This window comes from Chryseobacterium sp. VD8 (assembly GCF_037149975.1).
GTDB lineage: Bacteria > Bacteroidota > Bacteroidia > Flavobacteriales > Weeksellaceae > Chryseobacterium > Chryseobacterium indicum.
The window spans coordinates 1-25,951 of sequence record NZ_JBBCQL010000022.1; the positions used below are offsets into that span (position 1 = coordinate 1).

28 protein-coding genes are annotated in these 25,951 nt (G+C 35.4%); 10 read left to right on the plus strand and 18 right to left on the minus strand.

Annotated features, from left to right (window positions below):
• The 9 genes from WFK35_RS04295 to WFK35_RS04335 all read left to right on the plus strand — a co-directional run.
• Positions 1 to 607, plus strand: a 607-nt coding sequence (locus WFK35_RS04295) for an ATP-binding cassette domain-containing protein (RefSeq protein ID WP_336731513.1), incomplete at its 5' end; no start/stop codon positions are given.
• A 99-nt stretch (positions 608 to 706) separates the two neighbouring features.
• Positions 707 to 2,419 carry a single-stranded-DNA-specific exonuclease RecJ gene (gene recJ / locus WFK35_RS04300; RefSeq protein WP_214588364.1) on the plus strand — a complete coding sequence of 571 codons (1,713 nt, stop codon included), beginning with the start codon at positions 707 to 709 and terminating at the stop codon, positions 2,417 to 2,419.
• Positions 2,420 to 2,428: 9 nt separating this feature from the next.
• Positions 2,429 to 3,013, plus strand: a complete 585-nt coding sequence (nadD, locus tag WFK35_RS04305; protein WP_087707954.1) for a nicotinate (nicotinamide) nucleotide adenylyltransferase — start codon at positions 2,429 to 2,431, stop codon at positions 3,011 to 3,013.
• Between the two features lie 6 nt (positions 3,014 to 3,019).
• Positions 3,020 to 3,307: a hypothetical protein gene (locus WFK35_RS04310; protein ID WP_336731514.1), complete on the plus strand. Its 288-nt coding sequence runs from the start codon at positions 3,020 to 3,022 to the stop codon at positions 3,305 to 3,307.
• 63 nt (positions 3,308 to 3,370) lie between these two features.
• Positions 3,371 to 3,817 (plus strand): hypothetical protein, encoded by a 447-nt coding sequence (locus WFK35_RS04315; RefSeq protein ID WP_336731515.1) that lies wholly within the window; start codon positions 3,371 to 3,373, stop codon positions 3,815 to 3,817.
• A gap of 5 nt (positions 3,818 to 3,822) precedes the next feature.
• Positions 3,823 to 4,161, plus strand: a complete 339-nt coding sequence (locus tag WFK35_RS04320; protein WP_336731517.1) for a DUF3817 domain-containing protein — start codon at positions 3,823 to 3,825, stop codon at positions 4,159 to 4,161.
• Positions 4,162 to 4,452: 291 nt separating this feature from the next.
• Positions 4,453 to 6,714 (plus strand): TonB-dependent receptor domain-containing protein, encoded by a 2,262-nt coding sequence (locus tag WFK35_RS04325; protein WP_336731518.1) that lies wholly within the window; start codon positions 4,453 to 4,455, stop codon positions 6,712 to 6,714.
• Between the two features lie 82 nt (positions 6,715 to 6,796).
• A complete protein-coding gene (locus WFK35_RS04330) occupies positions 6,797 to 7,648 on the plus strand; it encodes an alpha/beta hydrolase (RefSeq protein WP_336731519.1) in 852 nt (283 codons plus the stop codon).
• 10 nt (positions 7,649 to 7,658) lie between these two features.
• Complete coding sequence (locus WFK35_RS04335; RefSeq protein ID WP_336731521.1) at positions 7,659 to 8,486, plus strand: GLPGLI family protein; 828 nt, start codon at positions 7,659 to 7,661, stop codon at positions 8,484 to 8,486.
• 59 nt (positions 8,487 to 8,545) lie between these two features.
• Here WFK35_RS04335 and WFK35_RS04340 read toward each other — a convergent pair whose 3' ends face one another.
• From WFK35_RS04340 to WFK35_RS04405, 14 genes are all read right to left on the minus strand, one after another.
• On the minus strand, positions 8,546 to 10,303 hold the full coding sequence (locus tag WFK35_RS04340) for a discoidin domain-containing protein (RefSeq protein ID WP_336731522.1): 1,758 nt from the start codon (positions 10,301 to 10,303) through the stop codon (positions 8,546 to 8,548).
• A 29-nt stretch (positions 10,304 to 10,332) separates the two neighbouring features.
• Positions 10,333 to 11,358: a hypothetical protein gene (locus WFK35_RS04345; RefSeq protein ID WP_336731523.1), complete on the minus strand. Its 1,026-nt coding sequence runs from the start codon at positions 11,356 to 11,358 to the stop codon at positions 10,333 to 10,335.
• Positions 11,359 to 11,421: 63 nt separating this feature from the next.
• On the minus strand, positions 11,422 to 11,853 hold the full coding sequence (locus tag WFK35_RS04350) for a hypothetical protein (RefSeq protein WP_336731524.1): 432 nt from the start codon (positions 11,851 to 11,853) through the stop codon (positions 11,422 to 11,424).
• A 41-nt stretch (positions 11,854 to 11,894) separates the two neighbouring features.
• Positions 11,895 to 12,911 (minus strand): NAD(P)-binding protein, encoded by a 1,017-nt coding sequence (locus WFK35_RS04355; RefSeq protein WP_336731526.1) that lies wholly within the window; start codon positions 12,909 to 12,911, stop codon positions 11,895 to 11,897.
• A 121-nt stretch (positions 12,912 to 13,032) separates the two neighbouring features.
• Entirely contained in the window at positions 13,033 to 13,332 is a 300-nt protein-coding gene (locus WFK35_RS04360; RefSeq protein WP_336731527.1) for a type II toxin-antitoxin system RelE/ParE family toxin, read from the minus strand.
• Positions 13,316 to 13,654, minus strand: coding sequence for a hypothetical protein (locus WFK35_RS04365; RefSeq protein ID WP_029297707.1), 339 nt, complete (start codon positions 13,652 to 13,654; stop codon positions 13,316 to 13,318). The genes WFK35_RS04360 and WFK35_RS04365 overlap by 17 nt, the downstream gene beginning before the upstream one ends.
• A gap of 58 nt (positions 13,655 to 13,712) precedes the next feature.
• On the minus strand, positions 13,713 to 15,227 hold the full coding sequence (locus tag WFK35_RS04370) for a polyamine aminopropyltransferase (RefSeq protein WP_336731528.1): 1,515 nt from the start codon (positions 15,225 to 15,227) through the stop codon (positions 13,713 to 13,715).
• The gene (locus tag WFK35_RS04375) at positions 15,220 to 15,435 is read right to left on the minus strand and encodes a DUF350 domain-containing protein (protein ID WP_256038223.1); all 216 of its coding nucleotides are present in this window, start codon (positions 15,433 to 15,435) and stop codon (positions 15,220 to 15,222) included. The genes WFK35_RS04370 and WFK35_RS04375 overlap by 8 nt, the downstream gene beginning before the upstream one ends.
• 11 nt (positions 15,436 to 15,446) lie before the next feature.
• Positions 15,447 to 15,644, minus strand: a complete 198-nt coding sequence (locus tag WFK35_RS04380; protein WP_228423024.1) for a hypothetical protein — start codon at positions 15,642 to 15,644, stop codon at positions 15,447 to 15,449.
• 3 nt (positions 15,645 to 15,647) lie between these two features.
• Positions 15,648 to 17,123, minus strand: a complete 1,476-nt coding sequence (locus WFK35_RS04385; RefSeq protein WP_336731529.1) for a DUF4178 domain-containing protein — start codon at positions 17,121 to 17,123, stop codon at positions 15,648 to 15,650.
• Between the two features lie 3 nt (positions 17,124 to 17,126).
• On the minus strand, positions 17,127 to 17,486 hold the full coding sequence (locus WFK35_RS04390) for an S-adenosylmethionine decarboxylase family protein (RefSeq protein ID WP_271246143.1): 360 nt from the start codon (positions 17,484 to 17,486) through the stop codon (positions 17,127 to 17,129).
• Positions 17,487 to 17,510: 24 nt separating this feature from the next.
• Entirely contained in the window at positions 17,511 to 18,434 is a 924-nt protein-coding gene (ctlX, locus tag WFK35_RS04395) for a citrulline utilization hydrolase CtlX (protein ID WP_336731530.1), read from the minus strand.
• Positions 18,435 to 18,523: 89 nt separating this feature from the next.
• Complete coding sequence (locus tag WFK35_RS04400) at positions 18,524 to 18,919, minus strand: four helix bundle protein (RefSeq protein WP_271160252.1); 396 nt, start codon at positions 18,917 to 18,919, stop codon at positions 18,524 to 18,526.
• A gap of 87 nt (positions 18,920 to 19,006) precedes the next feature.
• The gene (locus tag WFK35_RS04405) at positions 19,007 to 19,921 is read right to left on the minus strand and encodes a dimethylarginine dimethylaminohydrolase family protein (RefSeq protein WP_336731531.1); all 915 of its coding nucleotides are present in this window, start codon (positions 19,919 to 19,921) and stop codon (positions 19,007 to 19,009) included.
• A 311-nt stretch (positions 19,922 to 20,232) separates the two neighbouring features.
• Here WFK35_RS04405 and WFK35_RS04410 point away from each other — a divergent pair, with 311 nt between their 5' ends.
• Positions 20,233 to 20,394, plus strand: a complete 162-nt coding sequence (locus tag WFK35_RS04410; protein ID WP_336731532.1) for a hypothetical protein — start codon at positions 20,233 to 20,235, stop codon at positions 20,392 to 20,394.
• A 139-nt stretch (positions 20,395 to 20,533) separates the two neighbouring features.
• Here WFK35_RS04410 and WFK35_RS04415 read toward each other — a convergent pair whose 3' ends face one another.
• The 4 genes from WFK35_RS04415 to WFK35_RS04430 form a co-directional block, all read right to left on the minus strand.
• Positions 20,534 to 21,820, minus strand: a complete 1,287-nt coding sequence (locus WFK35_RS04415) for a citrate synthase (protein ID WP_076391888.1) — start codon at positions 21,818 to 21,820, stop codon at positions 20,534 to 20,536.
• 90 nt (positions 21,821 to 21,910) lie between these two features.
• Positions 21,911 to 23,203, minus strand: a complete 1,293-nt coding sequence (eno, locus tag WFK35_RS04420; protein WP_076391886.1) for a phosphopyruvate hydratase — start codon at positions 23,201 to 23,203, stop codon at positions 21,911 to 21,913.
• Between the two features lie 109 nt (positions 23,204 to 23,312).
• Positions 23,313 to 24,605 carry a Dyp-type peroxidase gene (locus tag WFK35_RS04425; protein ID WP_336731533.1) on the minus strand — a complete coding sequence of 431 codons (1,293 nt, stop codon included), beginning with the start codon at positions 24,603 to 24,605 and terminating at the stop codon, positions 23,313 to 23,315.
• A gap of 8 nt (positions 24,606 to 24,613) precedes the next feature.
• Complete coding sequence (locus WFK35_RS04430) at positions 24,614 to 25,888, minus strand: hypothetical protein (protein ID WP_336731534.1); 1,275 nt, start codon at positions 25,886 to 25,888, stop codon at positions 24,614 to 24,616.
• Between the last annotated feature and the right edge of the window lie 63 nt (positions 25,889 to 25,951).

The window sequence follows — 25,951 nt, forward strand, 5'->3', positions numbered from 1 at the left end:
TTTAAATCTTAAAAAAGGAGATAAAGTTGCCGTTTTGTCTAAAAATTCATTGGCAATCACAGAATTTTTCGAAATTTTAGCAGGTAACGTAGAAGCGGACAAAGGAACTGTTGCTTGGGGAGTTACTACAAACCAGTCTCATATGCCTTTAGACAATACCAATTTCTTTCAGGAAGATTTAAGTTTGGTTGATTGGCTAAGACAATTCACGAAAAATGATGAAGAGCGTCATGAAGAATTCGTGAGAGGTTTCTTGGGAAGAATGCTTTTCTCCGGAGATGAAGCTTTAAAATCATGTAAAGTACTTTCAGGAGGTGAAAAAATGAGATGTATGTTCAGCAGAATGATGCTTCAGAAAGCTAACGTTCTTTTACTGGACGAACCTACGAACCACTTAGACCTTGAAAGTATCACGACATTGAACAACTCACTGTCTAACTTCAAAGGAAATATCTTATTGGCTTCTCATGACCACGAAATGCTTTCCACAGTCTGTAACCGAATCATCGAGCTGACTCCAAACGGAATTATCGACAGAGAAATGACTTACGATGAATATCTTGCTGATAAGAAAGTGAAAGAATTAAGAGAGAAAATGTATTCTTAAAAATATTTAAAAACCGTTCAACTGCTGAACGGTTTTTTTTAACACTTCCCCTTCAACAATAAACTTTTCTTTTAAATTATAATTCCCTATTTTTGTGAAATGAGTCAAAAATGGATTTACAAGCCCGAACCCGATGAGGAAATTGTGGATGGATTAAGTTCGTCTCTTGGTTTTGGAACTTTTGAATCTAAACTCCTCGTTCTCAGAGGAATTGACAATTATCAAAAGGCAAGAGAATTTTTCAAACCCAACCTTAACGACATTCACAGTCCGTTTTTAATGGCAGATATGCAAAAAGCTGTAGAGCGGATTGCCACTGCAATTGAGAATGGAGAAAAAATATTGGTATACGGAGATTATGACGTGGACGGAACAACTGCCGTTGCACTGATGTATCTGTACCTCAGCAAAATTGTTCAGAAAAAATATTTAGATTACTATATTCCCGACAGAAATTCTGAAGGATACGGAATTTCCACCGAAGGAATCGACTTTGCCAAAGAAAACGGTTTTTCTTTGATTATCGCTTTAGACTGCGGAATCAAAGCATTAGACATGATCAGCTATGCCAAAAGTCTTGATATTGATTTTATCATCTGCGATCACCATTTACCCGGCGAAGAAATCCCCGATGCTGTTGCTGTTCTGGATCCGAAAAGAAGCGACTGCCGTTATCCTTTCAAAGAACTTTCCGGTTGCGGAGTTGGTTTTAAACTTTGTCAGGGTCTCAACACCATTTATAAACTTCCTGAAGCAGAACTGTTTGAATTAACAGATCTTCTCGCTATTTCCATTGCCGCAGATATCGTTTCGATGACAGGAGAAAACAGGGTTTTGGCTAAAATGGGACTGAAAACTCTTCGAAAAACGAGAAATTTAGGATTAAGATTATTAATTCCTGAAGACAAGCTTTCTCATTTTGAAATTTCAAATATTGTGTTTGAAATTGCGCCGAAAATTAATGCTGCTGGAAGAATTTCGCACGGAAAAGCAGCCGTTGAGCTTATGGTTTCCGACAACCTGAAACACGCCCATCAGATCGTGAGCGACATCATGAATCTTAACGATGAAAGGCGTGAACTGGATATGAATTCTACCCTTTCTGCTTTGAATCAGGTTATTGAATCTCAGCAGGAAACAAAATACACTACCATTGTTTATCATCCGGAATGGAATAAAGGAGTGATCGGGATTGTAGCTTCAAGACTGATTGAAACCTACTACAAACCCACTCTCGTTTTTACCGATGGAAATAATGGGGAAATGGTGGCTTCGGCGAGATCCGTTTCAGATTTTGATGTTCATGAAGCACTGGATATGTGTTCGGAATATTTTTTAAAATTCGGAGGACATCATGCTGCAGCAGGGCTTTCTATGGAAAAGGAAAAATTTGCGGCTTTCAAGGAAAAGTTTGAAAGAGTAGTTTCCGAAAAAATAAAAGAACATCAGAAAGAGCCTTCGATCACGATCGATTCGGAAATACAGATTGATGAAATCAACAGGGAATTTATCAATTTCCACAGAAAACTGGCTCCTTTCGGACCTCACAATATGAAACCGATTCTTACATTAACGAATCAGAAAATTTCGGGGTATATCAAAACAATGGGAAAAGATAATAATCATCTTAAATTTTATATCAAGCAGGAATCCACCGGAAGAAATATTGAATGTGTAGGCTTTAAATTAGGGCAGTTTGCTGATGATTTCAGAAATAAATATTTTGATCTTGCCTTCACGCTTGAAGAAAACCACTGGAAAGGAAATGTAACGCATTATCTGAATATTAAAGATGTTAAATTCAGGGATTAGAAGTTGGTTATGAAAAAAATTGGTTTATTTTTCGGTTCGTTTAACCCGATTCATATTGGTCATTTAATTTTAGCCAATTATATACTGGAAAATTCCGATATGGATGAATTGTGGTTTGTGGTAAGTCCGCAAAATCCTTTTAAAGAAAAAAAATCTTTGTTAAAAGATCATAACCGACTGGATATGGTGCAGCTTGCGGTAAAAAATTATCCGAGAATGCGCGCTTCAAATGTGGAATTTTCCCTTCCGCAGCCAAGTTATACGATTGATACACTTACTTATCTTCATGAGAAATATCCGGACTATTCTTTTAGTTTAATCATGGGAGAAGATAATCTGGAAAGCCTTCATAAATGGAAGAATGCTGAAACCTTGATTAAGAATCATCACATCATTGTTTATCCGAGAGTTTTTGAAGGTGAAAAGAAAGATTCTGAATATCTTCAGCACGAAAATATTTCTCTAATCAACGCGCCGGTTATTGAACTTTCCGCAACAGAAATCCGTAATATGATTAAAAGCGGAAAAAATGTAAGACCGATGCTTCCTCCCGAAGTTTTTGATTATCTGGATGGAAGCAGTTTCTACAAATAATTCTGTATGAAATATTATTTATTCTTATTTGTGTTTTGGGGGTATTGCATCATTTTTGGTCAAGCCATTTCCAGAGAAGATTCCGCAAAGATTGATAAAGAAATTGAATCTAAAAAATGGTTAGAGGAAATATCAAGATATAGAAAGGAACAATGCAGTAAAGATTCTTTAAAAGCTGTTGATGATTCCAAAACAATAAATAAATATTTCATCGGTATTGCGGCTCCATATGGTTCTGATTTTCCGGCGGACAAAGAATTAGAAGCATCTTTAAAAAAATTGGGAATAATTTGAGGTGGAACATGGATGGGAAACTGTTTGACAACTTATTCTTCAAATTCATGTTATTATAGATACATGAATGAATTTACAGAAGAAAAGTTCGGAAAAGACGTTATTGATAATATTGTTAAGCAAGCACTATTACAACATATTGAAAGTAATCCTGCTATACTTTTTGAATATAACGATCATTTAGATTGGCTCTATGAAGATAATCATACAAGTGCAGATTCTATAATCAGTGATCTGTTTTTTAAAAATTTTAAATATCCTAAAGGTTACAAATACTCTTCTCAAAAAAAATCTTCATTTACCGAAGTGAATGTATCAGTAGTAGAGTCTTCTTATATTTTAAAAGTCGATAGCTTTAAGCATCATATTGACAATAATCATAACAAAAAGTTCATTGCCTATTTTGAAAAAGAGATCAGAAAGTTTATTAAATCACGTAAATTTGCTCTGTCAAAATACAGCGTAAACCATAATGGGATGAAAACGCACTTTACTATTTACTTTAAATAAAAGAAATGAACTTCATCGAAAAATTTTTCTTAAAATATCCTCAGGAAAAAATCATTAAATGGTTTAAAAACATATGCCTTGCAGAAGCCATTTCATGGTTTTTTCTTTTTACAGCAATGATCTGGATCCGCACCAATCCTGATGAAATTCTTCCTATTGTCTACATCAGTACCATCGGAAGTATTCACGGCTTCTTTTTTTCTCTTTATCTGATCTTTTTACCCGCGGTAAGAAAAATTTACGTGTGGGACGATGAAGACAGCGTTTTTGCCTTAATTGCCGCCTTCTTCCCATTTGCAACCATCTGGATTGATAAAAAACTTGCCCGTTTCGACAGAGAGTAAATCAATAAAAAGAGCCATTTCGGTTCTTTTTTCTTTTTATTACCAACATAATATTTCAGAAATTTTATCCTGAAATGTAATACAATCATGTTCAAAATTGTCTTATAAACAGCAAATAAACAAAAATTAAAAATTTAACCATAAATTTTACTAACTGAAAATCAAGTAGTTAAATTTTAATTAAAAATATTTTAAGTACTTTGTATTGCAAGATACTTAATTTATTATATATCTTTGCAATGTTAAATAATAACAAATACAAGCTATTAAAACTCTCTAAAATATTATATCATGAAAACGACCATTCTTATCGCAGCTATATTCTTCAGTGGATTATCTTTCGCACAGCAAACTAAAAAAGATACTGTAAAAACAAAAAGCATAGAAGGAGTTACTTTAACCAAGCAGGTTTTCAAAAAACAAAGCGACCGTTTTGTCTATGATGTTGCTGCCTCTCCGATTGCAAAAGGAAATACAACGTTCGATATTCTAAAGCAGACTCCCCTTTTGTCTACAACAGATGATAAAACGTTAAAGATTGCAGGGAAAAATAATGCGCTGATCTACATTAACGGCAGAAAAAGCAATATGGATGCAGAATCTCTGGTTCAGTTTCTGAAAAACACACCCGCAGAAAATATCCAGAAAATTGAAGTGATTACAGTTCCGGGAAGTGAATATCAGGTGGAATCTTCCGATGGGATCATCAATATCGTTCTGAAGAAAAAAATGAGCGACGGAACCAGCGGAAACATGAGAATGTCTAATACCCAAAGCAAATACAATGCAAGCAACGCCAGTTTCTCTGTCAATTACAGAAAAGACAAACTGGGAATTAATGCGAATCTTAGCGGTGGCGAAAATATCAATCCGCAGTCTTACATTCTCAGAAACCGATCTGAAAATGTACAGAATGAATCTGTAGGGAATATTGATGATCCAAACAAAAATTTAGGAGGGTATCTGAATATTGATTATCAGTTGAATGACAAAAGTAATCTGGCTTTATCATGGAATACATGGGCAAACAAAAGCTACAATTCTACGATTGATCTGATGAACACGATTACAAAATATGATACTAACGGCAATATACTTTCAACCGCTTACACTAAAACCAAAAATAAAGAGGACGCAAGAAGTTACAACAATTCTGTAAATTTAAACTATGAAGTAAAGCTTGATTCTTTAGGAAGCAAACTGAACGTGAATGCAGCTTATCTTAATTATAAAAGATTTCAGTACACGAATAACAACACGCTGATTCAGGATGCGGCAGGAAATTTCACCCAAAACAGCAGCAAAATAATTCAGGATCTTCCGCAGGTTATCAATAATTTTTCCGGGACGGTGGATTATATTCAGAAATTTAAAAACGATTTTACGTTCTCTGCCGGGGGAAATTACAATAAAACAAAAACAGACAACGACACCAAAAACTATTCATATCCATACGATCTTTCCGGTAACCAGTTAGCTTCTCAAAATGATTTTAACCATTTTATTTACAATGAAAATATTTACGGGCTGTATGTAACTATTGAAAAGAAGTTTTCGGATAAGTTCTCAGGAAAAATCGGAGCCAGATACGAAATCACGAATAGCTTAGGAACTGCAGACAGCTGGAAAAACAATGTAGAAACCAATCAGCAGATCGAAAGAAATTATAATAATCTTTTGCCTTATCTAAGTTTCAATTATGCTATTAACGATAAAAACAATTTATCTTATTCATTTTCAAGCCGCATGAGAAGACCCAGCTTTTGGGAACTGAACCCTGTAAAAAATCTTATTACGGAAGATAATTATACCCAGAATAATCCTTTCGTAAAGGCATCTTCCACTTACAATCAGGAGTTAACATATATGTACAAAAATTCTTACTTCCTGATTCTGAATCATACCTATGAAAAAGACCAGATCACGCAGGTTCCGTTGCAGAGAAGCTATATCGATCCGAAAACCAATCAGAAAAGAGTTCAGTTGGCGTACATCAGAACCAATTTCGGAGACAAGCAGGAAATGTCTGCCATGCTGGGAATTCAGAAATCTTTATTTAAGCAATATCTTACATTAAACTTCAATGCGGGTGTACAGTATAACATCAACAACGGAACACTAGATACAGATCCAACAACAGGACAGGTTTTTGACACTTATGTAAACAACAGAAAATCTGCAAGTATGGTGATTACCAGTAACAACACCATTCGTTTAGACAAAAAGAAAACATGGTTCTTAGGCGTAAATTTCTTCTATGTGGATAAACAGCAGATAGAACTTGGTATGCTGAAAAACTTAGCGAGTTTAGATCTGAGCATTAAGAAAAACTGGAACGACTGGACTTTTGCGGTAAATCTGAATGATGTTTTAAGAACCAACGTAGTGGAAATAGAAGATTTACAGGCTTCCGGAAATTACAACTACATTAAAAACAATATGTACAAAAGAAGTATTAATGTAAGCATTACTTACAATTTCGGAAACCAGAAAGTGAAAAAAGTAAGAAATATCGAAAGTGCTTCAGACGAAATTAAAAACAGAACAAGATAACAATCATTTCTTCATATAAATTATTTTTTGTGGTAAACTCGCTGATTTCTCAGCGAGTTTTTTTATTTTTAATTAAAATTCAATGATGAAGAGTCGTTTAGTGGTTTTAACAGGTTTATTTCTTCTTACACTTTTAAATTGTAAACAAAACACCATTGATTTGGGCAACGGTCAGTCTTTCACCATAGAGAAAAATATTTCCTACGGAAAAGATAAAGAGCAGAAAATGGATGTCTATGTTCCTAAAACTTTTACAAAAGACAAAGATGCTTTTATCATTACTCATGGCGGCGGTTGGCGCGGCGGAAGGAAATCTCAGCTTACAGACTTCACCTATGATCTGATGAAAAAGTTTCCGGAAAAGATCTTTATCAATCTGGATTATCGCCTTGCATCATCCAAACGCTTTGCTCTTCCCAATCAAACGGCTGATATTACCAATGCCATGAACTATGTAGAAAAAACCTTAAAAACCTATCCCAAATATATTCTTCTCGGAAACAGCGCAGGAGCGCATTTAGCAATGTTGTATGCTTATAAATTTGATCCGGACAGAAAGGTAAAAGCGGTTATCAATATCGTCGGACCTACAGATTTGAATGATCCCGGATTTAAAAATTATGAAGATTATGCTTTTGTAGAAAAACATTTGATCGATCCTAAAATCGTAGACAGCAAAACAACGCTAATGGACTTTGGAAGTCCGATTCACTGGATTACTCCAACTTCCACTCCTACCCTTTCTTATTACGGAATTAATGATCATGTGGTTCCGCCATCTCAGCAAAAAACTTTAGACTCCACTCTCACAAAAAACAAAGTCTATCATGAATCGTATCAATTTACCGGAGATCATCTCGGCTGGGATCAGTCTTCCAATGGAGATTTTCTGGTTAACAAAATTGAGGGGTTTATGAAGAATATAAATCCTTAAAATTCTTTAGATGTACAGAATAGTATTTTTTCTTTTAATAACAGCTCAGTTATATAAATCTCAAAATAAACGTTTTGTTTACGAATACAGTTTCGCAGAAGATTCCACGCATCTTGATATTAAGAAAAAAGAATTTCTGAATCTTGATATTTATAAAAACAGTTCCCGATTTTATTCTTCCGATATTCCCGAACAGGACTCTTTAGTAAGAATTAAAGAGAAACCGAAAGATAAATTTCCTTATCAGGGAATTCAGTATTTAGACGTTATTGTAAAAAATTATCCAGATTTTAATATGACATTGTATACAAGCTGTCAGAATTATTATCAGGTAAACATGCAGAAAAAACCTAAATGGAAAATCTTTCCTGAAAAAGAAAAGATTTTAAATTTTTTAGCTCAAAAAGCAACAACTACATTCTATAACAGAAAATGGACAGTTTGGTTTACAACTGATATTCCCATTCAGGACGGTCCTTATTTGCTCCATGGCTTACCTGGGTTAATTGTAAAAGCAGAAGACGAGAAGAAAGGAATTTCATTTCAGCTTGTAGAGATAAAATCACTTCGAAATTCAGATCCGAAAGAACTTCCATATTATTTCAGACATAAGCTTATTTTAGTAACAGAAAATTCTTTCAAAACTATTTTAAAAAATTATTTCGACAATCCTTCTCCGCAGCGGAACAATGATAACAATGATTTGAAACAATTTTTTTTTGACGGTAACGGAAAAGAAATATCAGATTCCGAATTTTATAGAATGGTGGAAAGAAATAATAAAAAAGCTTTAGAGAAAAGGAATAATCTTTTAAGATGGGATATTATAAACAATTAATATTCTCTTTATTATTAAAAAAATAAACGCTCTGAAAAACTCAAAGCGTTTATTAATATTTATTCAGACTTAAAAATCTCCGATCTTTCCGAAACTCCATTCGCATTGAAAGCTTCGATCTGGAAATAATATGCATCAGCTCTGTCGGCTCCGGTGAAGAAATATTCGTTTTTTCCGTACACCATAATGCTTCCGTATAATTTTTCAGGAGATTTGCCCCAATAAATAACGTAGCCATCCGCTTCGGAATCTTGTTGCCATTTCATCCAGATGCTTCTTCTTTCGCCGTATTTTTTAGGATCAGATCTCAACGGAACAAAATTCTGAACTTTTGGAGGAACAGTTCCCGCTCCTTTTCCAAAAACTCTGAAACCGCTTAATGCAAATTTTCCGGTGGGCATTTTCAGATTTTCCATTTTCAGAAATCTCGCTTTTGCAGGTTCTTCCAATTCTACATAATCATGAGGAACATCTTTGGTGTTTTTACTTTTATCCACAATAACACTCCATTTTTTGCCATCATCGGAACCATAAATTTTATACTGGTGCATTTTGCCCAACGTTTTACCCATAAACTCAACATCCTGATCGGCGTAATTGATCTGAATCGCATTAATGGTAGAAACCTCTCCTAAATCCGTCTGAAACCACTCTCCGGAATTTCCTGTTTTGGCACTCCAATACGTTTTAATATCTTCATCCACTGCATAATTGGAATGATATCCTCCTAAAGTCGATGAAACCTGAACCGGCTTATTGTAATTCAGCAGCATCCAACCTGCAAAAAGTCCTTTAGAGAAATCTTTTCCCTGAGCGTACTGCGGAAGATACGTCGGATAATCTCCGTAAGCCGTGTTGCAATACATTACATCATCTTTATCAAATCCGGCAGGCCAGATTCCCAAACGTCTTTCAAAATTATTTTTTGTTGAAATAAAAATGGTAGAAATGTGCCACCAGTTTTTGTAATTATCTTCAAACGTTGCACCGTGTCCTGCTCCTCTTGCAAAACCTCCCGGTTTGTAAGAAAACGGATTGTGCTGTTGATATTCAAAACCTTCCAAAGGCTTATTACTAACATACACTCCATCCGAATATCCGCTGAATTCCGTTGCAGGAGCTCCGTACTGAAGATAATATTTTCCGTTATGCTTCGTCATCCAAGCTCCTTCTACGAAAGGCTGCAGGAAAACATTATCATTGTATTCCCCGAATCTTTCCCAGCCGTGATCTTCAGGTTTTAGTCTGATCGTAGGCTTTACAAAACCTTCGGACTGAAGGGTATTTACTTTTACTTCAGTTCCCAACAAAGGCCATTCATTGCTTGATCCCCAATACAAGTACAGCTTGTTTTTATCTTCATCGTAATGAAATGCAGGATCCCAAGCTCCGACTTTTAAAGTATCAACGGCAATTTTCCAGTCATCTTTGGTGGGATTGGTACTTTTCCAAATCGGGAAATCCTGTTCCCATGTAGATCCGAAAACGTATAACGTATCTTTCATTGCCCAAACTGCAGGAGCGTTAAGATCGTGGGTATATTTATTATCTCTCAGAAATTTCCGGTGAACGAACTTCCAGTCGAGCATATCGTCGCTGTACCAGTATCCTTCCTGATTGGTGGAAAAAAGAAAGAGCTTGTTTTTAAAATTAACAATTACCGGATCAGCCGTAGCACGGTGTTTTCCCTGTTTTGAAAAAACTTCGAACGGAGTATACCCATAATCGATATTAATCGGGTTACAAAATGTCTTCTGCTGAGCATTTAAACTGAAAAATCCCAACAAGAGCATGAATGAAAGGAGGCACTTCTGCATTTTCATATGTTTTAACTTTGAAGGCAAAATTAGTTAACTTTTTTCGGTTTTCTCCAAATAAAGCCGTCCAATAAGTAATGCGTAAGCTGAGGAACGACTAATAAAGGAACCAAAAACTGAAACCAATTTACTGAAACGTTCAGATTTAATGAAAAATGTTCGTTCCAGACCAATATTTCCCATAGAAACTCTTCGAAAAATGCAAAAGCAAGAATGACGAGAATAAATAAAAATATCCCGAAAGCAGATTTGAATAAAGAAAGACGGTTTAGATTTTGATCCTCTTTTTGTTGAATTTCTCTGATGTAAATTAAAGCAATGTAAGGAATTCCGTGTGAAATCACATTCAGAAAAGTGAAAACCAGATCGTTATTAAAATATACAATTCCGAAATACCACGAAAGATAAGTTCCGGAAATTAAGGCAACTTTAGGAATATTAAATTGTCCGGTTTTAAAGATTTCGAAAATAGTTTTGAATAGCCAAATCATTAAAATCCCGAAATATAAAATCTTAATGACAGGAATATAATCCGGAAGATTCTGAAGCCAGTTGAATTCATTTTCTACAAACCAAGTAAAAGCTCTTGGTGTTTTAAACCAATACAACATCGGAAAAATCGTGGCAGAATACACTGCAATTTCATCCAATTTTTTACTCCAGTTATTGGGTTCAAATCTGGCATAAATTCTCATGAAACCATATTGCTGCCTGATAAAATGAAAAATCGCCACCAAAGCCAAAACCGACCAAAAAGTAAGACTTCCGAACTGGTATAAAATCAATCCAAAAATCCAGCTTAAGGCGGGAATTCCGTAATATAGCAATTTTCTTTTCCTGACTTCTTCTTTAACGAAATACGTTTTAAATAACGTTGAATACACATGCGCAACATCTACGAAAACAATCAGGAAAAGCCATGTGTAAAAGGAATAATGATTTTCCAGTTCCTGAATCTGTTTCTGAAATAAGAAAACAATCAGCAAAATAATGAAAGGCGGCGACAGGATAAACCAGCCGTCTGTTTTTGCATTATGAATCCAGGGTTGTTTCATTTTTATTTTGGGGAAACCTTATAGGTTTTAAAAACCTATAAGGTTTGAGTTCTTGTTTTAATATTAATCAAATTGCTGCATCTCTTTTGCGGTTCTCCATCCCTGATAAAAAGCTTCCTCGAAAATTGAAATTCCTGAAAGATCAGAATGGGCAAAGAAAATTTTTCCGTCAATCGGCTGTTTTGCTTTTTCTGAATTTCCAAAAATCTGATTCGGAACCGGCGCAATCATCGCATGACCAATTTTGTGAAACTGCATTTCGAGGATAAAATCTTCAATCATAGGATGGGCTTTTTTTAAATCTTCCAAAACAAGGCTTTTCAACTGTTCTTGTTTCAGACCGTATAATTTTTTTCTTGCTTTTTTACAATCATTGGTAGAAAAACTTCTGTAGTAGGTAATCACTTTTTCACCCATAATCTGGTTTACATTCTGATGCTGATCGTAAATATAGCCTAAACCATCAGAACCGTAGATTACGTTATCCCAAGCCAATTCTTCATCTCCTCCGAAATCGTTTTGTAAAGTAATCGTTGTTAAAAGCCACGGAACATAGTTAAAATGTTCAGCTCTTTTATTGTTGAAAATTCTTTCGTTGACGAATTGCGGAGTCGCAAACAGAACTTTTTCAGCAATGATCTTTTTGTCTTTTTCTGAATATTGTCGAAACTTAAAACCTCAACATTTTTATCATTAATTTTTACCTCAAAAACTAAATTATTCGATGAAGATTTTCCTTCTGTATATTTTGAAAAATGTTTTGCCAGTCTTGCATTTCCTTCCGGCCATGTGAAAACCTGATCTTTGTACTTTTTGCTCCAGTTGTTTTTTCTTCCCGCAAAATAATGAATTCCAGCCCAAGCTGAAACATAATCGATTCCCAAACCGTAATCGTCGCGACAGGAATAATCCAACAGCCAGAGTAATTCTTCAGATGTAAAATTTTCCTGTTTCAGCCAGTTTTTGAAAATAATTTTCTCTAATTGTAAAACCTCCTCTTCCCGACTGGAATCGTGAACCGGAATGGCAAACCAATATTTTCCTTCCGCATCTTTTTTATGCTGAAAGTGATCCATCATTTTAAAAAACCGGTCAAATTCCACTTTTGTTTCTTTGGAAATGCCATTTTGCGGAACGATATCATTTTGCCATGAATTTTTGAAAAACAACCGTTCCTGTTGCGGGAAAGTCATCTGATATTCATCTAAAATCGGATCACCGTTTTCATCGTCTCCCTGATACATTTTGCATTCTTTCAGAAATTCAATGATTTCAGTATTTTCTTTATTCGGTAATGGCAAATAATGTGCACCCAAAGGAAATTTTGAAAATTTATTCTGCCCGTTGGAAGAGTTTCCGCCTAAATGATTTTCCATTTCGAGCAACAGATAATTGTTTTTCTGATTCTGACTGAAAAATCTACATGCCGAAAGTCCTGAAATTCCTCCGCCGACAACGAGGTATTTTGTGCGGATTTCTTCCGTAGGTTGAGGAAAATCTTTTGCCCAGAGTTTGTGCCCTAAAATATGATTGGTTCCGGTGATTTTTAGCAATAAAGATTTGCCTTTCTTACTGCAATAGTGTAAAAAAGGAATCATGAGACTGCCTAAAAACAGGGTTTTAAGGAAATCTTTACGTGAAAATTGAGTGGGCTGAGTTGGCAAGATTTAATGGTTATTTTGAGATGCTTTCATAATTGTCTTCAGGATTCTGGAAATTGTTGATAACTCTGTGGATTCTCAACATATCATCCTGATAATCATAAATAATGTAGTTATGTTTCGTTACCAAATATTTCATAAAACCTGTATCTCTATATTTTTCAAAGTATACATTTTTTGAAAGTAGCATTTGAATAGCCTGATCATATTTATTCAAAAAATTTTCTAAAACCAGAACGCCCCATTGATCAAAAAGATAATCCTGAAGATTTTCAAAATCTTTCTTGGAAAGATCACTATATTCTACCCTCATTCTTTCGCTGTTCTAATCTTGCACGAGCCTGCTTCATTAATTCCTGGTGAGATATTGTTCTCCCCATTCTGAAATCTTCTTCGGATCTTTTCAACGATTCTAAAATCTCTTCATGGGTTTCGTTTCTATAAACAGGTTCCATTACTTTGGCAATAGAAAGCAGTTCTTCGGAAGTAAATCTCTTTTCTTTCATTTTTTTGAAAAAGGTAGGTTTTTTAATTCCTGTTTTTTCAATGATATAGGAAATTTTGAAGGGTGAATCTTTCAGAATCTGATCGATGTTGTTCTGGATTTCTATATATTTTTCAATTTCAGCTATCATATTTTTACAATTTAAGTATCAATTCATGATACAAATATAATAAATAATTGACACTTTTCTATTGAACTTTACCCCATTCTTCATCAAAATACCGTACTAAAATCTGGTTATCCAATCGATTGACTTCGATATCTTTGGTTTTCATGTCTTTCGTAAAGTAAGAGAGTTGTGAAAAATTGTAATCATAAAATTTCAAGTTTGGAATCTTACGATAGATTTTATTGTTGATCGGTTCAAAAGAAGCCATTGAAAATCCCCATTCTCCGAATGACGGAACATACGTGTGATAAGCAGAAGTAAAGGGAAAAATTTGATTAATTGTTTTCTCAATACACCAGAAAGATTTCGGCGCAAAGTAAGGAGAAGTTGTCTGAACTACAATTTTTGTATCTAAAGTAGTCAGTCTTTCCAATTCTTTATAAAACTGTAAGGAATACAATTTTCCTAAACTGTAATTGGACGGATCCGGAAAATCAATAATGATAACATCGTACTTTTTAGAGTTTTCTTTTACCCAAATGTAAGCGTCTTTATTTATCACTTTCAACTTTGGGTTAGATAAAGAGCTTTGATTCAATTGGCGCATGGTTTCATTATTCCTGAAAAAATCCGTCATTTCTCCATCCAAATCGACGAGAGTGATGTCTTTTACTTCTTTGTATTTTAAAACTTCACGAACAGCGAAACCGTCTCCTCCACCCAAAATTAAAATATGATCGATCTTTTTAGCCATCGACATTGCGGGATGAACCAGCGCTTCGTGATAACGGTATTCATCTACCGAAGAAAACTGTAAATTATTATTCAGATATAATCTGAATTCACGGCTGTTTCTGGTTAAAACGATTCTCTGGTAAGGTGAGCTTTTGGTGTAAACGACATTTTCGCCGTATAATTTCTCTTCCGAAAATGATAAAATTCTATCCGAAAAGATAAAGAGAATAACAAGCAGAAGAAAGGCTCCGATTGATTTAACTCTTAATGAAACTGGTTTTGAAAGTTCTTTTTTCAGATAAAAACATAAAAATATGGCAATGGAAATATTAACCAAGCCAAAAAACAGAGGCGTTTTTACGATTCCCAACTGCGGAATCAATACCAAAGGAAACAGAATAGAAGCCAGCAACGCTCCGATATAATCAAAAGCGAAAACATTTGAAACGAGATCCTTGAACTGAACTCGGTCTTTCAGAATGTTCATCAACAACGGAATTTCTACTCCGACCAAGCATCCTGTAAAAAAGACAAAAAGATACAGCACGGCTTCAAAATGAGCCAAAGTGTTAAACAGAATAAATAAAACCACAGAGCTTATTCCGCCGATGATCCCGACCAGAATTTCTATTTCTATGAATTTATCAATTAAATTTCCTTTGATAAATTTGGCAAAATATGATCCTACTCCCATCGAAAAAAGATAGACTCCGATGATGAAGGAAAACTGCTTCACGGAATCGCCCAGAAGATAGCTCGCCAAAGCTCCCGCCACCAATTCGTAGATCAGTCCGCAGGTTGCGATGACAAACACCGAAAACATCAACAGCAGTTCAAGAGGAATCCTCTTTTTATCCATGAATTGCTGCACTTATGATAATTGAAATCCCGATGATGAAAGCTCCGAAAATAATCGCCAACGCAGTATTTTTATTGTGAGCGATTTCGTGCCATGTTTTTTCCGGCGTTATTTTTTCAATGATTAAATAGCAAACCAGCAGGATTGCAATTCCCAGAAAGGAATAAATCACTGAATTGATGACCGGTAAAAAGTTGATCTGATCCATAATTTTAGATTTTATTTGTGATAGTATCTATAATATCCCACTCCGGAAGAGTGATGTCTTCGCGTTGTTCCGTCTCTGTATGTTTCCGTTTTCTCGCAGTCGCAGAATTGGTTGCCGTCAAAAGTGAGATAAGTAAACCAGCCGACAAAAAATACTCCGATGAGACAGAGAATCCAGTGTTCTTTTATGTAATTAATAATAGTTTCCATCGTTTATGAGTAGGTGTAAGGTGAATTTGAACTGTTGAACCATTTTGATCTTTCGAAAGATTTTCTTCCGAACCAGACTGCTGCGACAAACCCGATGATAAACAAAAGAACAAACACAAAATTCCTGAAGGAAACAGGAAGCCATTCTGCTTTAATTTTAACCGATTTGTTTTCGGTTAACTCTGGTGTTGTCGCTCCGGCTGCAAGATTGGTATTCAAAAGAGAGTCGATATCCGCTTTTCCTAAAGTCTGATGAACAAACTGTCCAAGGCTGCTTGTTGTGTCTTCCTTAATCATTTTTGAGCTTCCGAAAGCCGTTGTTTCCATCGTACTGTTGTTGGTAACGTTAATGGTTCCGTTGTTATCTCGTGATAAAGTTAAACTTCCGTCCTGAGTTGCATAATAAAAAGGTGGAGTTTCCTTTGGAGTTTCCTGTTTTTCTGCTGAAATTGTAAAATGGTATTTTCCCGGAGCTACTCCACAGAAATTAAAACTTTCATCCCGTCTTCCTTCGCTCCAGCTTTCACCGTCTTCATACCCGTGATATTCTTCAATATCTTTAGAAGCATAGACTATTTCGTTGGTTTTCTCATTGACCAGACCTAAGCCGACATTTGCCCAGGAATTATCCACATTGGAATATACCTCAACTTTCAACGGGGCAGAACCGCCTGATAATTCAAAGCTTTTGCTGACCATTTCTTTATTGCGGACATCTGCAAAATTAATTTCCTGCTCAAAAACCGATTTATTGGTTCTCGTACCGACTACATACAACTGAATCAGACTGATTAATAACGCCGAAACCGCCATAATATTAATGGTGTGCTTTACATTTACATAAAATGGCTGAACAATTCCTATTCCTGAATAATTGGGAAGATTTGAAATCCCGAACGCTTTTTTTACTTTATATTTTGAGAAGTGTTTGCCTGAAAAATATTGTACGCTGGTTTTAGATTTTTCCTCAGAAACCATATAGATTCCGTTTACATATTCTTTGTAAGTAGAAATTCCGAAATCGAGTCTTTCTTCGAAAAAACCAGCGGCAGCATGAATATGGCACTCCGTAGTTTCATATTTTCTGAAACTTATAGCTCCATACTCCAGAATAAGACTGTTCCATGATTTTCTTTTCACATCCATTTTATCAATTGTGTGAAGCAAAACCCAGTGTCCATCGCTCTCACTTAAAAAAGCATCTTTTCCTTTTGTATCTTTTAAATAATATTCTCTCCAAAAGATACTCGTCCCATATTTGCGGATGATAATTCCGGTGACGGTATATTCTGTATTGTCGATGATTCCTTTCTGCCCGATATCCAATACAACATTTTCTGTAGGAACTTTAATGTGTTTCTGATGTTTATTATTTTCGACATCAATAAGATAAGAACAGGTCTTGCAGACGTATTCTTTTATATCGAAAGTAAGATCCAGCTTATTTCCTGATTCGCAGGCGGGACATACGTAAAACATTTTTTATCTGTAAATTTTGTGTTTCTGAATGGTTTTAGCTTTAAAATAGTCTATTACTTCATCTGCAATTTTTTCAACTTTTTCTGTGTTATCCTGCAGATAATTGCAGAGAAAGACATCAAAAGTGAGTTGTTTAAATTCCGGCCACGTATGAATACAAAGGTGAGATTCTTTAAGACAAACCGCGGAAGTAAAGCTGTTATTTTCAAAAATATGACTGGTAATTCCTACAATTTCCACGTCTTTTGTTGCGAGCATATCTCTGGTAAATGCCAAGAAACCGTCACCGTCTATTAACAAAGCTTCTGACTCCGTTTCCAAAGTCAGAAGAATATGTAAACCTTTGCTGGTTAATGATTCCAATTCAATGTATTTTCAGCAAATATATTATTTTTTTGGTAAGAAAACTTCTGCAAGCATACAACGTGCACTTCCGCCTCCGTTTACTTCAATGGTATTTAAATCTGAATAGATAATCTCACAATACTTTTCAATTGCTGAAACCTGATCCTGATGTAAGGATTTATAAGCGGTTTCACTCATTACCAAAAATTTCTGTCCCTCTTTATTATTTACCTGAAGCATATTTCCGGCAAACTGTTGCATCTGATCTTCAGAAATTTCAATAATTTCTTTTCCTGAATTTTTAATGGTTTCAATGACTTTGCTTCTTTCGAGTTCATCATCTATACAATCCAGACAGATTACCACGAATTTATCTGCTACACACATCATTACATTGGTATGGTAAATCGGAAGTCTCTCTTCTCCAACGGTTTGGAATGAATGAAAAACAACCGGCGTAAAACCATACTTCTCGCAAAATTCTCTGAACAGGTTTTCATCCAGTCTTAAAGAAACCGAACCGTAAGCAATTTTGTTATCGTGATCGAAGATCATGCTTCCTGTTCCTTCCAGAAAGTGTCCCTGTGTTTCCGGGAAAGACCAGTCGTCGATTTCAGCGACTTCAAATCCCTGTTCTTTAATGGTTTCAATAATATCGTCTCTTCTTTCCACTCTTCTGTTGGAAGCAAACATCGGGTATAAAACCACTTTTCCGTCTTTGTGAAAACTTACCCAGTTGTTCGGGAAAATAGAATCCGGAGTGTGTGGATCTAATGTATCTTTTACGGTGATGACGTTAATTCCTTTGCTTCGTAATTTTTCAACAAATGCTTTAAATTCAGACAAAGCTTTGAACTGGGTATCGAAACCTTTCTGCTCTACCTGAAAATAATTGTTTTTTGCCGTTTCTGCATTAAATCCGAATGCAATCGGCTCTATCATTAGTACTGTATCTGTTGTCTGCATACTTTGGGTTTGAGGGTGTTTTGGGTTTTAGTGTTTTAGTGTTTTAGTGTTTTAGTGTTTTAGTGTTTTAGTGTTTTAGTGTAAAATTACTACTCATTCTTATTTTGTGAAAACGAACACCATTTTCCAGACTGACTCATCATATTTACCAACATCCCGATTATTTGATTGTATTGTTTATTTAAACTAATAAACTGTTCTTCATTTATATATTTGCATTTCCATGCGTACAAGAGCCATGTTTGGGTTTCTCTTGCTTCTCCTTCCGAATCTGTAAGCTTTGCGACGAAAGATTTTTCATACTTTCTTTTTCCCCAAGCCTCGCTTATATTTGCCGAAACGGATCGTGATGAACGCCTTATTTGATCTGTAAGAGAGTAGAGTTCTTCTTTAGGAAAAGATTTTGTGAGTTCAAAAATTATCATCGCAAATTCTACTGACTTTTGAAACACCTTTAAATCTTGGTGAAATTTAATTGTTGACATCTTTGTATTTTAAGCTAAAATAAAAAAATAACAACAACTCAGCCCCAAAACTCCCTAACTCTAAAACACTCAGACTCTCAAACTCAACTACTCTCTAACAAGCGGCATTGTAGAGCATCTTAGCAATCCTCCCATTTTGGAAATCTCGCGGTACGGAATTTCTTCAACGGTCATTCCCCATTCGTTTCTCAGGTGATTGTTCATTCTTGTGAATGCTTTATCGGAAACTACGATTTCCGGAGAGATTGAAAAAATATTCGGGAACATTTCAAACATTTCCTCTGCTGTAACGTGGAAACAGTTTTCTTCCCCGAAAATATCAATAATCAGGCGGTAATCGCTTTCGTCTACAAATCCGTCTTTGTAAATAATACATTTATCTTTTCCGATAGGATTGAATGTACAGTCCAAGTGTAAAATTCCTTCGTACGGTATTCTGTCGTTCTTTTTCAGTTCCAGATCGATGATTCTTTTTTTAGGAAAATATTCTTTCAGAATTTCGATGGCGTATTCGTTGGTTCTTGCTGTTTTATAACTTCTGTAATCTTCACTGAAACATGTTCCGATGAACAGAAAATCGTCCCAGACAATTACATCTCCACCTTCAATGTGTGCAGTTTCCGGAAGATTGATAATTTTTCTCCACGCCACTTTTTCAAAAACCGTTTTATACGCTTCCTGTTCGTCTGCTCGGTCTACAATTACATTGGAAATGATCATTTTATCATCAATTACGAAAGCTACATCTCTTGCAAAAACCTGATTGTAGTCTGCAATAATGTCCGGACGAAGAACTTCTACATCATATTTCTTTAAAACCGCTTCGAAAGCGTTCATTTCATGAATGATATCCGATTCTTTCGGATAGATGTTATTTTCGATTGAATGATATGACTTTGCATCATAGCTTTCCTCTAATGTAGGAACTGCTCCCATTGAATTGGGCTGCCCTAAAACCACTGATTTCAGCCTTCCCGTTTCGTTTTTTATATTTAGCTTCATAAAGATTTATGCAATGCTACAAATATAAGTAAAGGACTGAATCTGGGAAACTTTTGTCCTGTTTTTAGGCGATCTGCGCAATATAAATCTATGAAATAATCTTCTTACAGTTTTTTACTTCAGCAGATTGATAGACTAAAGCATTTATTCACTTAAATAAGCGATTTTATCAGATAATTTTATTCACAATAATTGGTTATGAATTATTTTTTGATAAAATGTAAAAAGTTTTAATTAAAATTCCTACCTTAGTGATATAATTTCTGTAGAAATTAAAACATAAAACATTAACAATCAAACACCAAAACATCATGAACACAAAAAAAGCCGTGCTTTTAAAAGCGCAAAAATTAGGCAGAGAAGAACAAAAATCAATTATCGGAGGAGCATCTGCTGCAAGACGCTGCTGCGAATATGATGATGTAACAGGAAAATGTACACTATGGACTTGTGACAGATGCCAGTGTCCATAACCAGAAATTAGACTTAAAGCCTGCTTTTGAAGCAGGTTTTATTTTTTCTATACACTTTAAAAGCAGCGTATATTAATTCCATATTAAAATAAAAAATCCCAAAGCAAGCTTCGGGATTTTATTTATATCAGGATACTGATTATCTGTTAACCATATCAATATAGTCTCTTTTTGGAGCCCCTTGGTAAACCTGTCTTGGTCTTCCGATCGGGTCTCCTTTCAGTCTCATTTCTTTCCACTGAGAAATCCATCCCGGAAGTCTTCCTAATGCGAACATTACGGTGAACATTTCTGTAGGAATTCCTAATGCTCTGTAGATAATTCCCGAATAGAAATCTACGTTTGGATATAGTTTTCTTTCTACGAAGTATTCGTCTTCAAGAGCTACTCTTTCCAATTGCATTGCAATATCAAGCGCTTTATCCTGAATTCCTAATGCATTAAGAATATCATCAGCAGCTTTTTTGATGATTTTTGCTCTCGGATCGAAATTTTTGTATACTCTGTGTCCGAATCCCATTAAACGGAAGTTATCGTTTTTATCTTTAGCTTTCGCAATGTATTTAGATACATCTCCTCCATCTTTCTCAATCAGTTCAAGCATTTCGATAACTGCCTGGTTTGCTCCACCGTGAAGTGGTCCCCAAAGTGCAGAAACCCCTGCAGAAACTGAAGCGAAAAGACCTGTATGCGCAGAACCTACCATTCTTACTGTAGAAGTAGAACAGTTTTGCTCGTGATCTGCGTGAAGAATTAATAGTTTATCTAAAGCACCTACTACGACAGGATCGATTTCAAATTCCTGATTTGGCATTCTGAAAGCCATTTTGTAGAAGTTTTCTACATAGTTCAGGCTGTTGTCTCCGTGATTAAGAGGCAATCCCTGAGTTTTTCTGTACGTCCATGCGCAAAGGTGAGAGAATTTTGCAATTAACAATTCTGCCGCATGATCCATTTCTTCTTTAGAGTTTACATTAACCGCTTTTGGATTAAACGCTGTTAACGCAGAAGTTAAAGAAGATAAAACTCCCATTGGATGAGCAGAACGAGGGAAAGCATCCATGATTTTTTTCATCTCCTCTGCTACGAAATTATATTTTTTAATGTTTGATTCGAAAGAATTGTACTGATCCTGAGAAGGCAATTCACCGTGTAATAAAAGGTACATCACTTCTGTGAAGTTGGATTTCTCAGCGATCTGCTCGATCGGATATCCTCTGTAGAATAATTCTCCTTTGTCTCCGTCTAAGTAAGTGATGTCACTAAGTGTAGCTCCGGTGTTCTTATACCCTAAATCAAGAGTGATTAGACCTGTCTGGTCTCTTAATTTTGAAATATCGATTCCTCTGTCTCCGATAGTACTATCCACAATTGGATATTCATATGAATTACCGTCGTAATTCAATATTACCTTGTTGTCTGACATTATTTAATTTATTTTTTTCTAAATATACTACTTATTACAAAATACGGCAAACTAAAAATTTCGCTTGCCGTTATTTATAAATTCGATTAATTATCTTTTGATTTTAAAAGCATCTAAGCCCGGAAAAACTGCGGTTTCACCAAGAGCTTCTTCAATTCTCAACAGCTGGTTGTATTTCGCCATTCTGTCTGATCTTGAAGCTGATCCTGTTTTAATCTGTCCGCAATTCATTGCTACTGCCAAATCTGCGATTGTAGAGTCTTCAGTTTCTCCTGATCTGTGAGACATTACAGAAGTGAATCTATTGTTCTGCGCCATTTGTACCGCTGCCATTGTTTCAGAAAGTGATCCGATCTGGTTTACTTTTACCAAGATTGAGTTTGCAATTCCTTCTTTTACTCCTCTTGATAGTCTTTCAACGTTTGTTACGAATAAATCGTCTCCTACCAACTGTACTCGGTCTCCGATTTTATCGGTTAACATTTTCCAGCCTTCCCAGTCGTTTTCCTGCATTCCGTCTTCAATTGAAATGATCGGATATTTCGCTGCCAGTTCAGCAAGGTAAGAAACCTGCTCACTGCTTGAGAACTGAGCGGCATCCGGAGTCTGGAATTTTCTGTAATCATAGATTCCATCTTTGTAGAATTCAGAAGCTGCACAGTCAAGAGCCAACATAATATCGTCACCCGGCTTGTACCCTGCTTTTTCAATAGCCTGAAGTAAAGTATCCAAAGCATCTTCAGTACCTTTAAATGTAGGTGCAAAACCACCTTCGTCACCTACCGCAGTAGACAAACCTCTTGAGTGAAGAATCGATTTAAGGTTGTGGAAAATTTCAGTTCCTTTTCTCAAAGCATGAGAGAAAGAATCTGCTTTTACCGGCATAATCATAAATTCCTGAAACGCAATCGGCGCATCGGAGTGAGAACCTCCGTTAATAACGTTCATCATCGGAACAGGAAGTGTGTTTGCATTGACACCGCCAACATATTTGTACAAAGGCATTTTCAATTCTGCTGCTGCTGCTTTAGCCGCTGCTAAAGAAACACCAAGAATTGCATTTGCTCCAAGATTTCCTTTATTATTGGTTCCGTCAAGATCAATCATAATCTGGTCGATAAGATTCTGATCGTATACAGGAAGACCTACCAACTCAGGCGCAATCACTTCTCTTACATTCTCAACAGCTTTAAGAACTCCTTTCCCCATATATTCTGAACCGCCGTCGCGCAATTCTACCGCTTCATGTTCTCCTGTAGAAGCTCCGGAAGGTACCGCAGCACGTCCCATCGCACCACTTTCCGTGAATACATCTACTTCAACTGTAGGATTTCCTCTTGAATCCAAAATTTGTCTCGCTTCTATGTAAGAAATGTAACTCATTGTTCGTTTTTTTATAGTTCAGACAAATTTAATGAATTTTTGAGTTTTTGAAGCAAATGAATGGGAATTTATGGGGTTATTGTGAGTTAAATTTTAGTTAATTTTAGGATTATACATTTTTAAGATAGGGAATTGACGGTGCAAAAAAGTATTCTCCTCCTCTGAGTTTTACGAAGTTTTCGACATTTATTTCTTTTCCTTTTTTTCCAAAGCAGTCGAGATTCATTTTCTGAGGTAAATTTTGTCCTATGATAAGATCTTTATAGTGATTCGCCTGTGTCTGTGTAGCTTCAAACTGTTTTTTTATGTCACTTTGAAAACTCATGAACAATAATCCGACTTCTCTGCCTTCGCCGGGAAAAATTCCATAAGGAATTCCTCTTCTTGCCATAATCATTTCTCGGCTTGCTTTGTCTCTTTGATTGGTTGCCTGAATATGGTTTAAAAAGGGACATTTTCCGTTTGATGAATTTTTGTGAAGGAAATTATTTGAAAGATTATCGATAATTCCTTCTTCGTGCGACAGTATGTGTGGTGTTCCGTCTTCAAATCTGCCTACAATAATTGCTCCTATTTCTTCTTTTTCGTCATCTGTTTTGCGTCCGACAATTGATGCGATTTTCTTTTCTTTCGCTTTAAATCCATCTACATCCTGTTCCAGTTTTCTGAAGACCAGATAGCTCCCAAAAGCTTCTTCATTTTTGCGAAAAGGATCTTCTACCAATACCTGGGAAAGAGGAAAAAAGGATGAATAATTGATTTTTACATCTTTATATTTTGTTTCCAGCTCTTGTATTTCATCCGAGAAAAAAAGTGGCTGGCTTATTCCGTCGGCGTAGCCGAAATGTTCAATCCCCGCTCCGTCTTCATTTCTTATGACGTTGCCGTTTTCAATTTTTACGATTTTACATTTTCCATTCATTTCTTTGCGGATCGATATTTCTTTTTCTCTCAGCAGCATCAGATTATCGTCTGCCACGAGAATCATAGCATGAATGTCTTCTCTAAAGCCGCTTTCCCAATCAGAAGGTTTTATGTCGCTTATGTTTGCATCTTTCATACTTCCGAAGAAATCGGTCTCTTTTTCTGAAGAATTAAAGTTCTCAAGAAAGGAATACCCCAATGCGCTTATGTAAAATCCAATGAAAGTATCTCCCGAAGTTCGGTCTCTTTTGAAAGCTAAATTTTCCTTGATTTGTTTTTTACAGGAAGTAATTTCATTGGCAAAGGAGGCAATCCATTTTTTTACTTTATCTTTTTTATTTTCTTCAAATCTGAGAAAAATGTGTGATGTGAAATTTCTGCCATGTCCTTTTAAGATATTCCCCTGCAAATTTTCAAATAGTTTATCATAGGCTGTATCATAAATATTGACAGGCTTTTTGTTGTTTAAAGTAATCATGATATTTTTTATTTTAAAGATACTGCGTTAACTTTTGAGAGGTTATAGGTGATTCCGATGAAATGACCGAATTTGAATTGTTTAACCATTGGAATCTGTCCACTGGCTCCCAGATCATAAGTTTGTCCTTTCTCGAATCCACCCGCTAAACGATCAACAACTCCCATGCTTAATCCTCCTGAAAGAATCCATCTTTCCTGTCTTCCTATAATAAATCCTCCTCCGAGAATTACCTGAAATTTCTGATTTTGGGTGAATATAAATCCAAAATTTATTTGTGGTTGTATCCATGAGTTCCATCTGAAATTTGTATTTACTGTAGATCCGAAGGCAAAGTCATAACTTCCCTGTTTTTTTAAGGCAATCTGCTTTTGATCCGCATTTCCCGGCACATCTCTTTTTTCAAATTCTTCATCATACAAACTGGTAAGGAAAACACCTGCACTGATATCTATTTTTAGCCCTCCTCGAATCCAGATATTGTATTTTCCATAATTTCCATCTTCCTTTTTTGTTTTTTTATCTAACCTCTTTATGGTAAACTCTACCGCATCTATATTTTTTCCCTGAATATCTCTTGGAAGCGTATACATGATATTTGAAAAGAAAAATTTACTTTCAAATGTTTTTAGCATCTGTTCGGATTTTTCAATGCTGTATTTGATCAATTCTTCGGAAGCTTGTTTTTGGGCTTCTGTTATTGCATTTGCATATTTCTCACCCTTTCCCTGTTCCAGACAGGCTTTGTATTTTTCGGCTTCATAATAATCCTTTTTCAAAGCAGTAAATAAAGAATCTCTTGTTTGGAAAAATTCTTTTCCGAGACTTTCTTTAGACATATTTTCGAGTTCGAATTTATCTATAAAAATCTCCAGATTATCTATCTTCTCACTCAGCTCTTTACTTTTCGAAGGAATTGTAATGTAAGTTTCAACACCATACTTTAACTTAGGTTCCTCTTCTGTACTTTTACTTAATAAGGCAATATTTTGATTGATGGTAGCGGTATCCATAAAGTATGTAATGTTGTTATCATTTATTGTATATTCATACTTTAACGGATTGATATTTTTCAATTCTACCGCGATTAATTCCCGCGGTTTTATTGAAAGCCATCTGCTTTCACATTTAGAATCATCTTTCTCTTTATTTCTATAATTTAAATCTAATATTACAGGACATTTCTCAGGAGCGGAGACATCGATAGTTAGGACTTTAGTTTGTTGCGCATTCCATAATTGATTCGCAATAAAACACATAATCAGTAAATAAAAAGTTTTCATGGCTATTTGTTTTAAAGGTTATTAAATTTTTATCGAAGGGATTTTGAATTTCGACAATATCCT

What these genes read in the sequence shown, in the direction of transcription:
- WFK35_RS04340 (WP_336731522.1), bottom strand. Translation starts at nt 10,303, where the DNA reads ATGCAGAAGTGCCTCCTTTCATTCATGCTCTTGTTGGGATTTTTCAGT.
- WFK35_RS04385 (WP_336731529.1), bottom strand. Translation starts at nt 17,123, where the DNA reads ATGTTTTACGTATGTCCCGCCTGCGAATCAGGAAATAAGCTGGATCTT.
- WFK35_RS04410 (WP_336731532.1), top strand. Translation starts at nt 20,233, where the DNA reads ATGAACACAAAAAAAGCCGTGCTTTTAAAAGCGCAAAAATTAGGCAGA.
- WFK35_RS04415 (WP_076391888.1), bottom strand. Translation starts at nt 21,820, where the DNA reads ATGTCAGACAACAAGGTAATATTGAATTACGACGGTAATTCATATGAA.
- WFK35_RS04330 (WP_336731519.1), top strand. Translation starts at nt 6,797, where the DNA reads ATGATGAAGAGTCGTTTAGTGGTTTTAACAGGTTTATTTCTTCTTACA.
- WFK35_RS04320 (WP_336731517.1), top strand. Translation starts at nt 3,823, where the DNA reads ATGAACTTCATCGAAAAATTTTTCTTAAAATATCCTCAGGAAAAAATC.
- WFK35_RS04425 (WP_336731533.1), bottom strand. Translation starts at nt 24,605, where the DNA reads ATGATTACTTTAAACAACAAAAAGCCTGTCAATATTTATGATACAGCC.
- eno (WP_076391886.1), bottom strand. Translation starts at nt 23,203, where the DNA reads ATGAGTTACATTTCTTACATAGAAGCGAGACAAATTTTGGATTCAAGA.
- WFK35_RS04375 (WP_256038223.1), bottom strand. Translation starts at nt 15,435, where the DNA reads ATGGATCAGATCAACTTTTTACCGGTCATCAATTCAGTGATTTATTCC.
- recJ (WP_214588364.1), top strand. Translation starts at nt 707, where the DNA reads ATGAGTCAAAAATGGATTTACAAGCCCGAACCCGATGAGGAAATTGTG.
- WFK35_RS04310 (WP_336731514.1), top strand. Translation starts at nt 3,020, where the DNA reads ATGAAATATTATTTATTCTTATTTGTGTTTTGGGGGTATTGCATCATT.
- WFK35_RS04365 (WP_029297707.1), bottom strand. Translation starts at nt 13,654, where the DNA reads ATGATAGCTGAAATTGAAAAATATATAGAAATCCAGAACAACATCGAT.
- WFK35_RS04325 (WP_336731518.1), top strand. Translation starts at nt 4,453, where the DNA reads ATGAAAACGACCATTCTTATCGCAGCTATATTCTTCAGTGGATTATCT.
- WFK35_RS04430 (WP_336731534.1), bottom strand. Translation starts at nt 25,888, where the DNA reads ATGAAAACTTTTTATTTACTGATTATGTGTTTTATTGCGAATCAATTA.
- ctlX (WP_336731530.1), bottom strand. Translation starts at nt 18,434, where the DNA reads ATGCAGACAACAGATACAGTACTAATGATAGAGCCGATTGCATTCGGA.
- nadD (WP_087707954.1), top strand. Translation starts at nt 2,429, where the DNA reads ATGAAAAAAATTGGTTTATTTTTCGGTTCGTTTAACCCGATTCATATT.
- WFK35_RS04335 (WP_336731521.1), top strand. Translation starts at nt 7,659, where the DNA reads ATGTACAGAATAGTATTTTTTCTTTTAATAACAGCTCAGTTATATAAA.
- WFK35_RS04400 (WP_271160252.1), bottom strand. Translation starts at nt 18,919, where the DNA reads ATGTCAACAATTAAATTTCACCAAGATTTAAAGGTGTTTCAAAAGTCA.
- WFK35_RS04315 (WP_336731515.1), top strand. Translation starts at nt 3,371, where the DNA reads ATGAATGAATTTACAGAAGAAAAGTTCGGAAAAGACGTTATTGATAAT.
- WFK35_RS04360 (WP_336731527.1), bottom strand. Translation starts at nt 13,332, where the DNA reads ATGAGGGTAGAATATAGTGATCTTTCCAAGAAAGATTTTGAAAATCTT.
- WFK35_RS04370 (WP_336731528.1), bottom strand. Translation starts at nt 15,227, where the DNA reads ATGGATAAAAAGAGGATTCCTCTTGAACTGCTGTTGATGTTTTCGGTG.
- WFK35_RS04405 (WP_336731531.1), bottom strand. Translation starts at nt 19,921, where the DNA reads ATGAAGCTAAATATAAAAAACGAAACGGGAAGGCTGAAATCAGTGGTT.
- WFK35_RS04380 (WP_228423024.1), bottom strand. Translation starts at nt 15,644, where the DNA reads ATGGAAACTATTATTAATTACATAAAAGAACACTGGATTCTCTGTCTC.
- WFK35_RS04345 (WP_336731523.1), bottom strand. Translation starts at nt 11,358, where the DNA reads ATGAAACAACCCTGGATTCATAATGCAAAAACAGACGGCTGGTTTATC.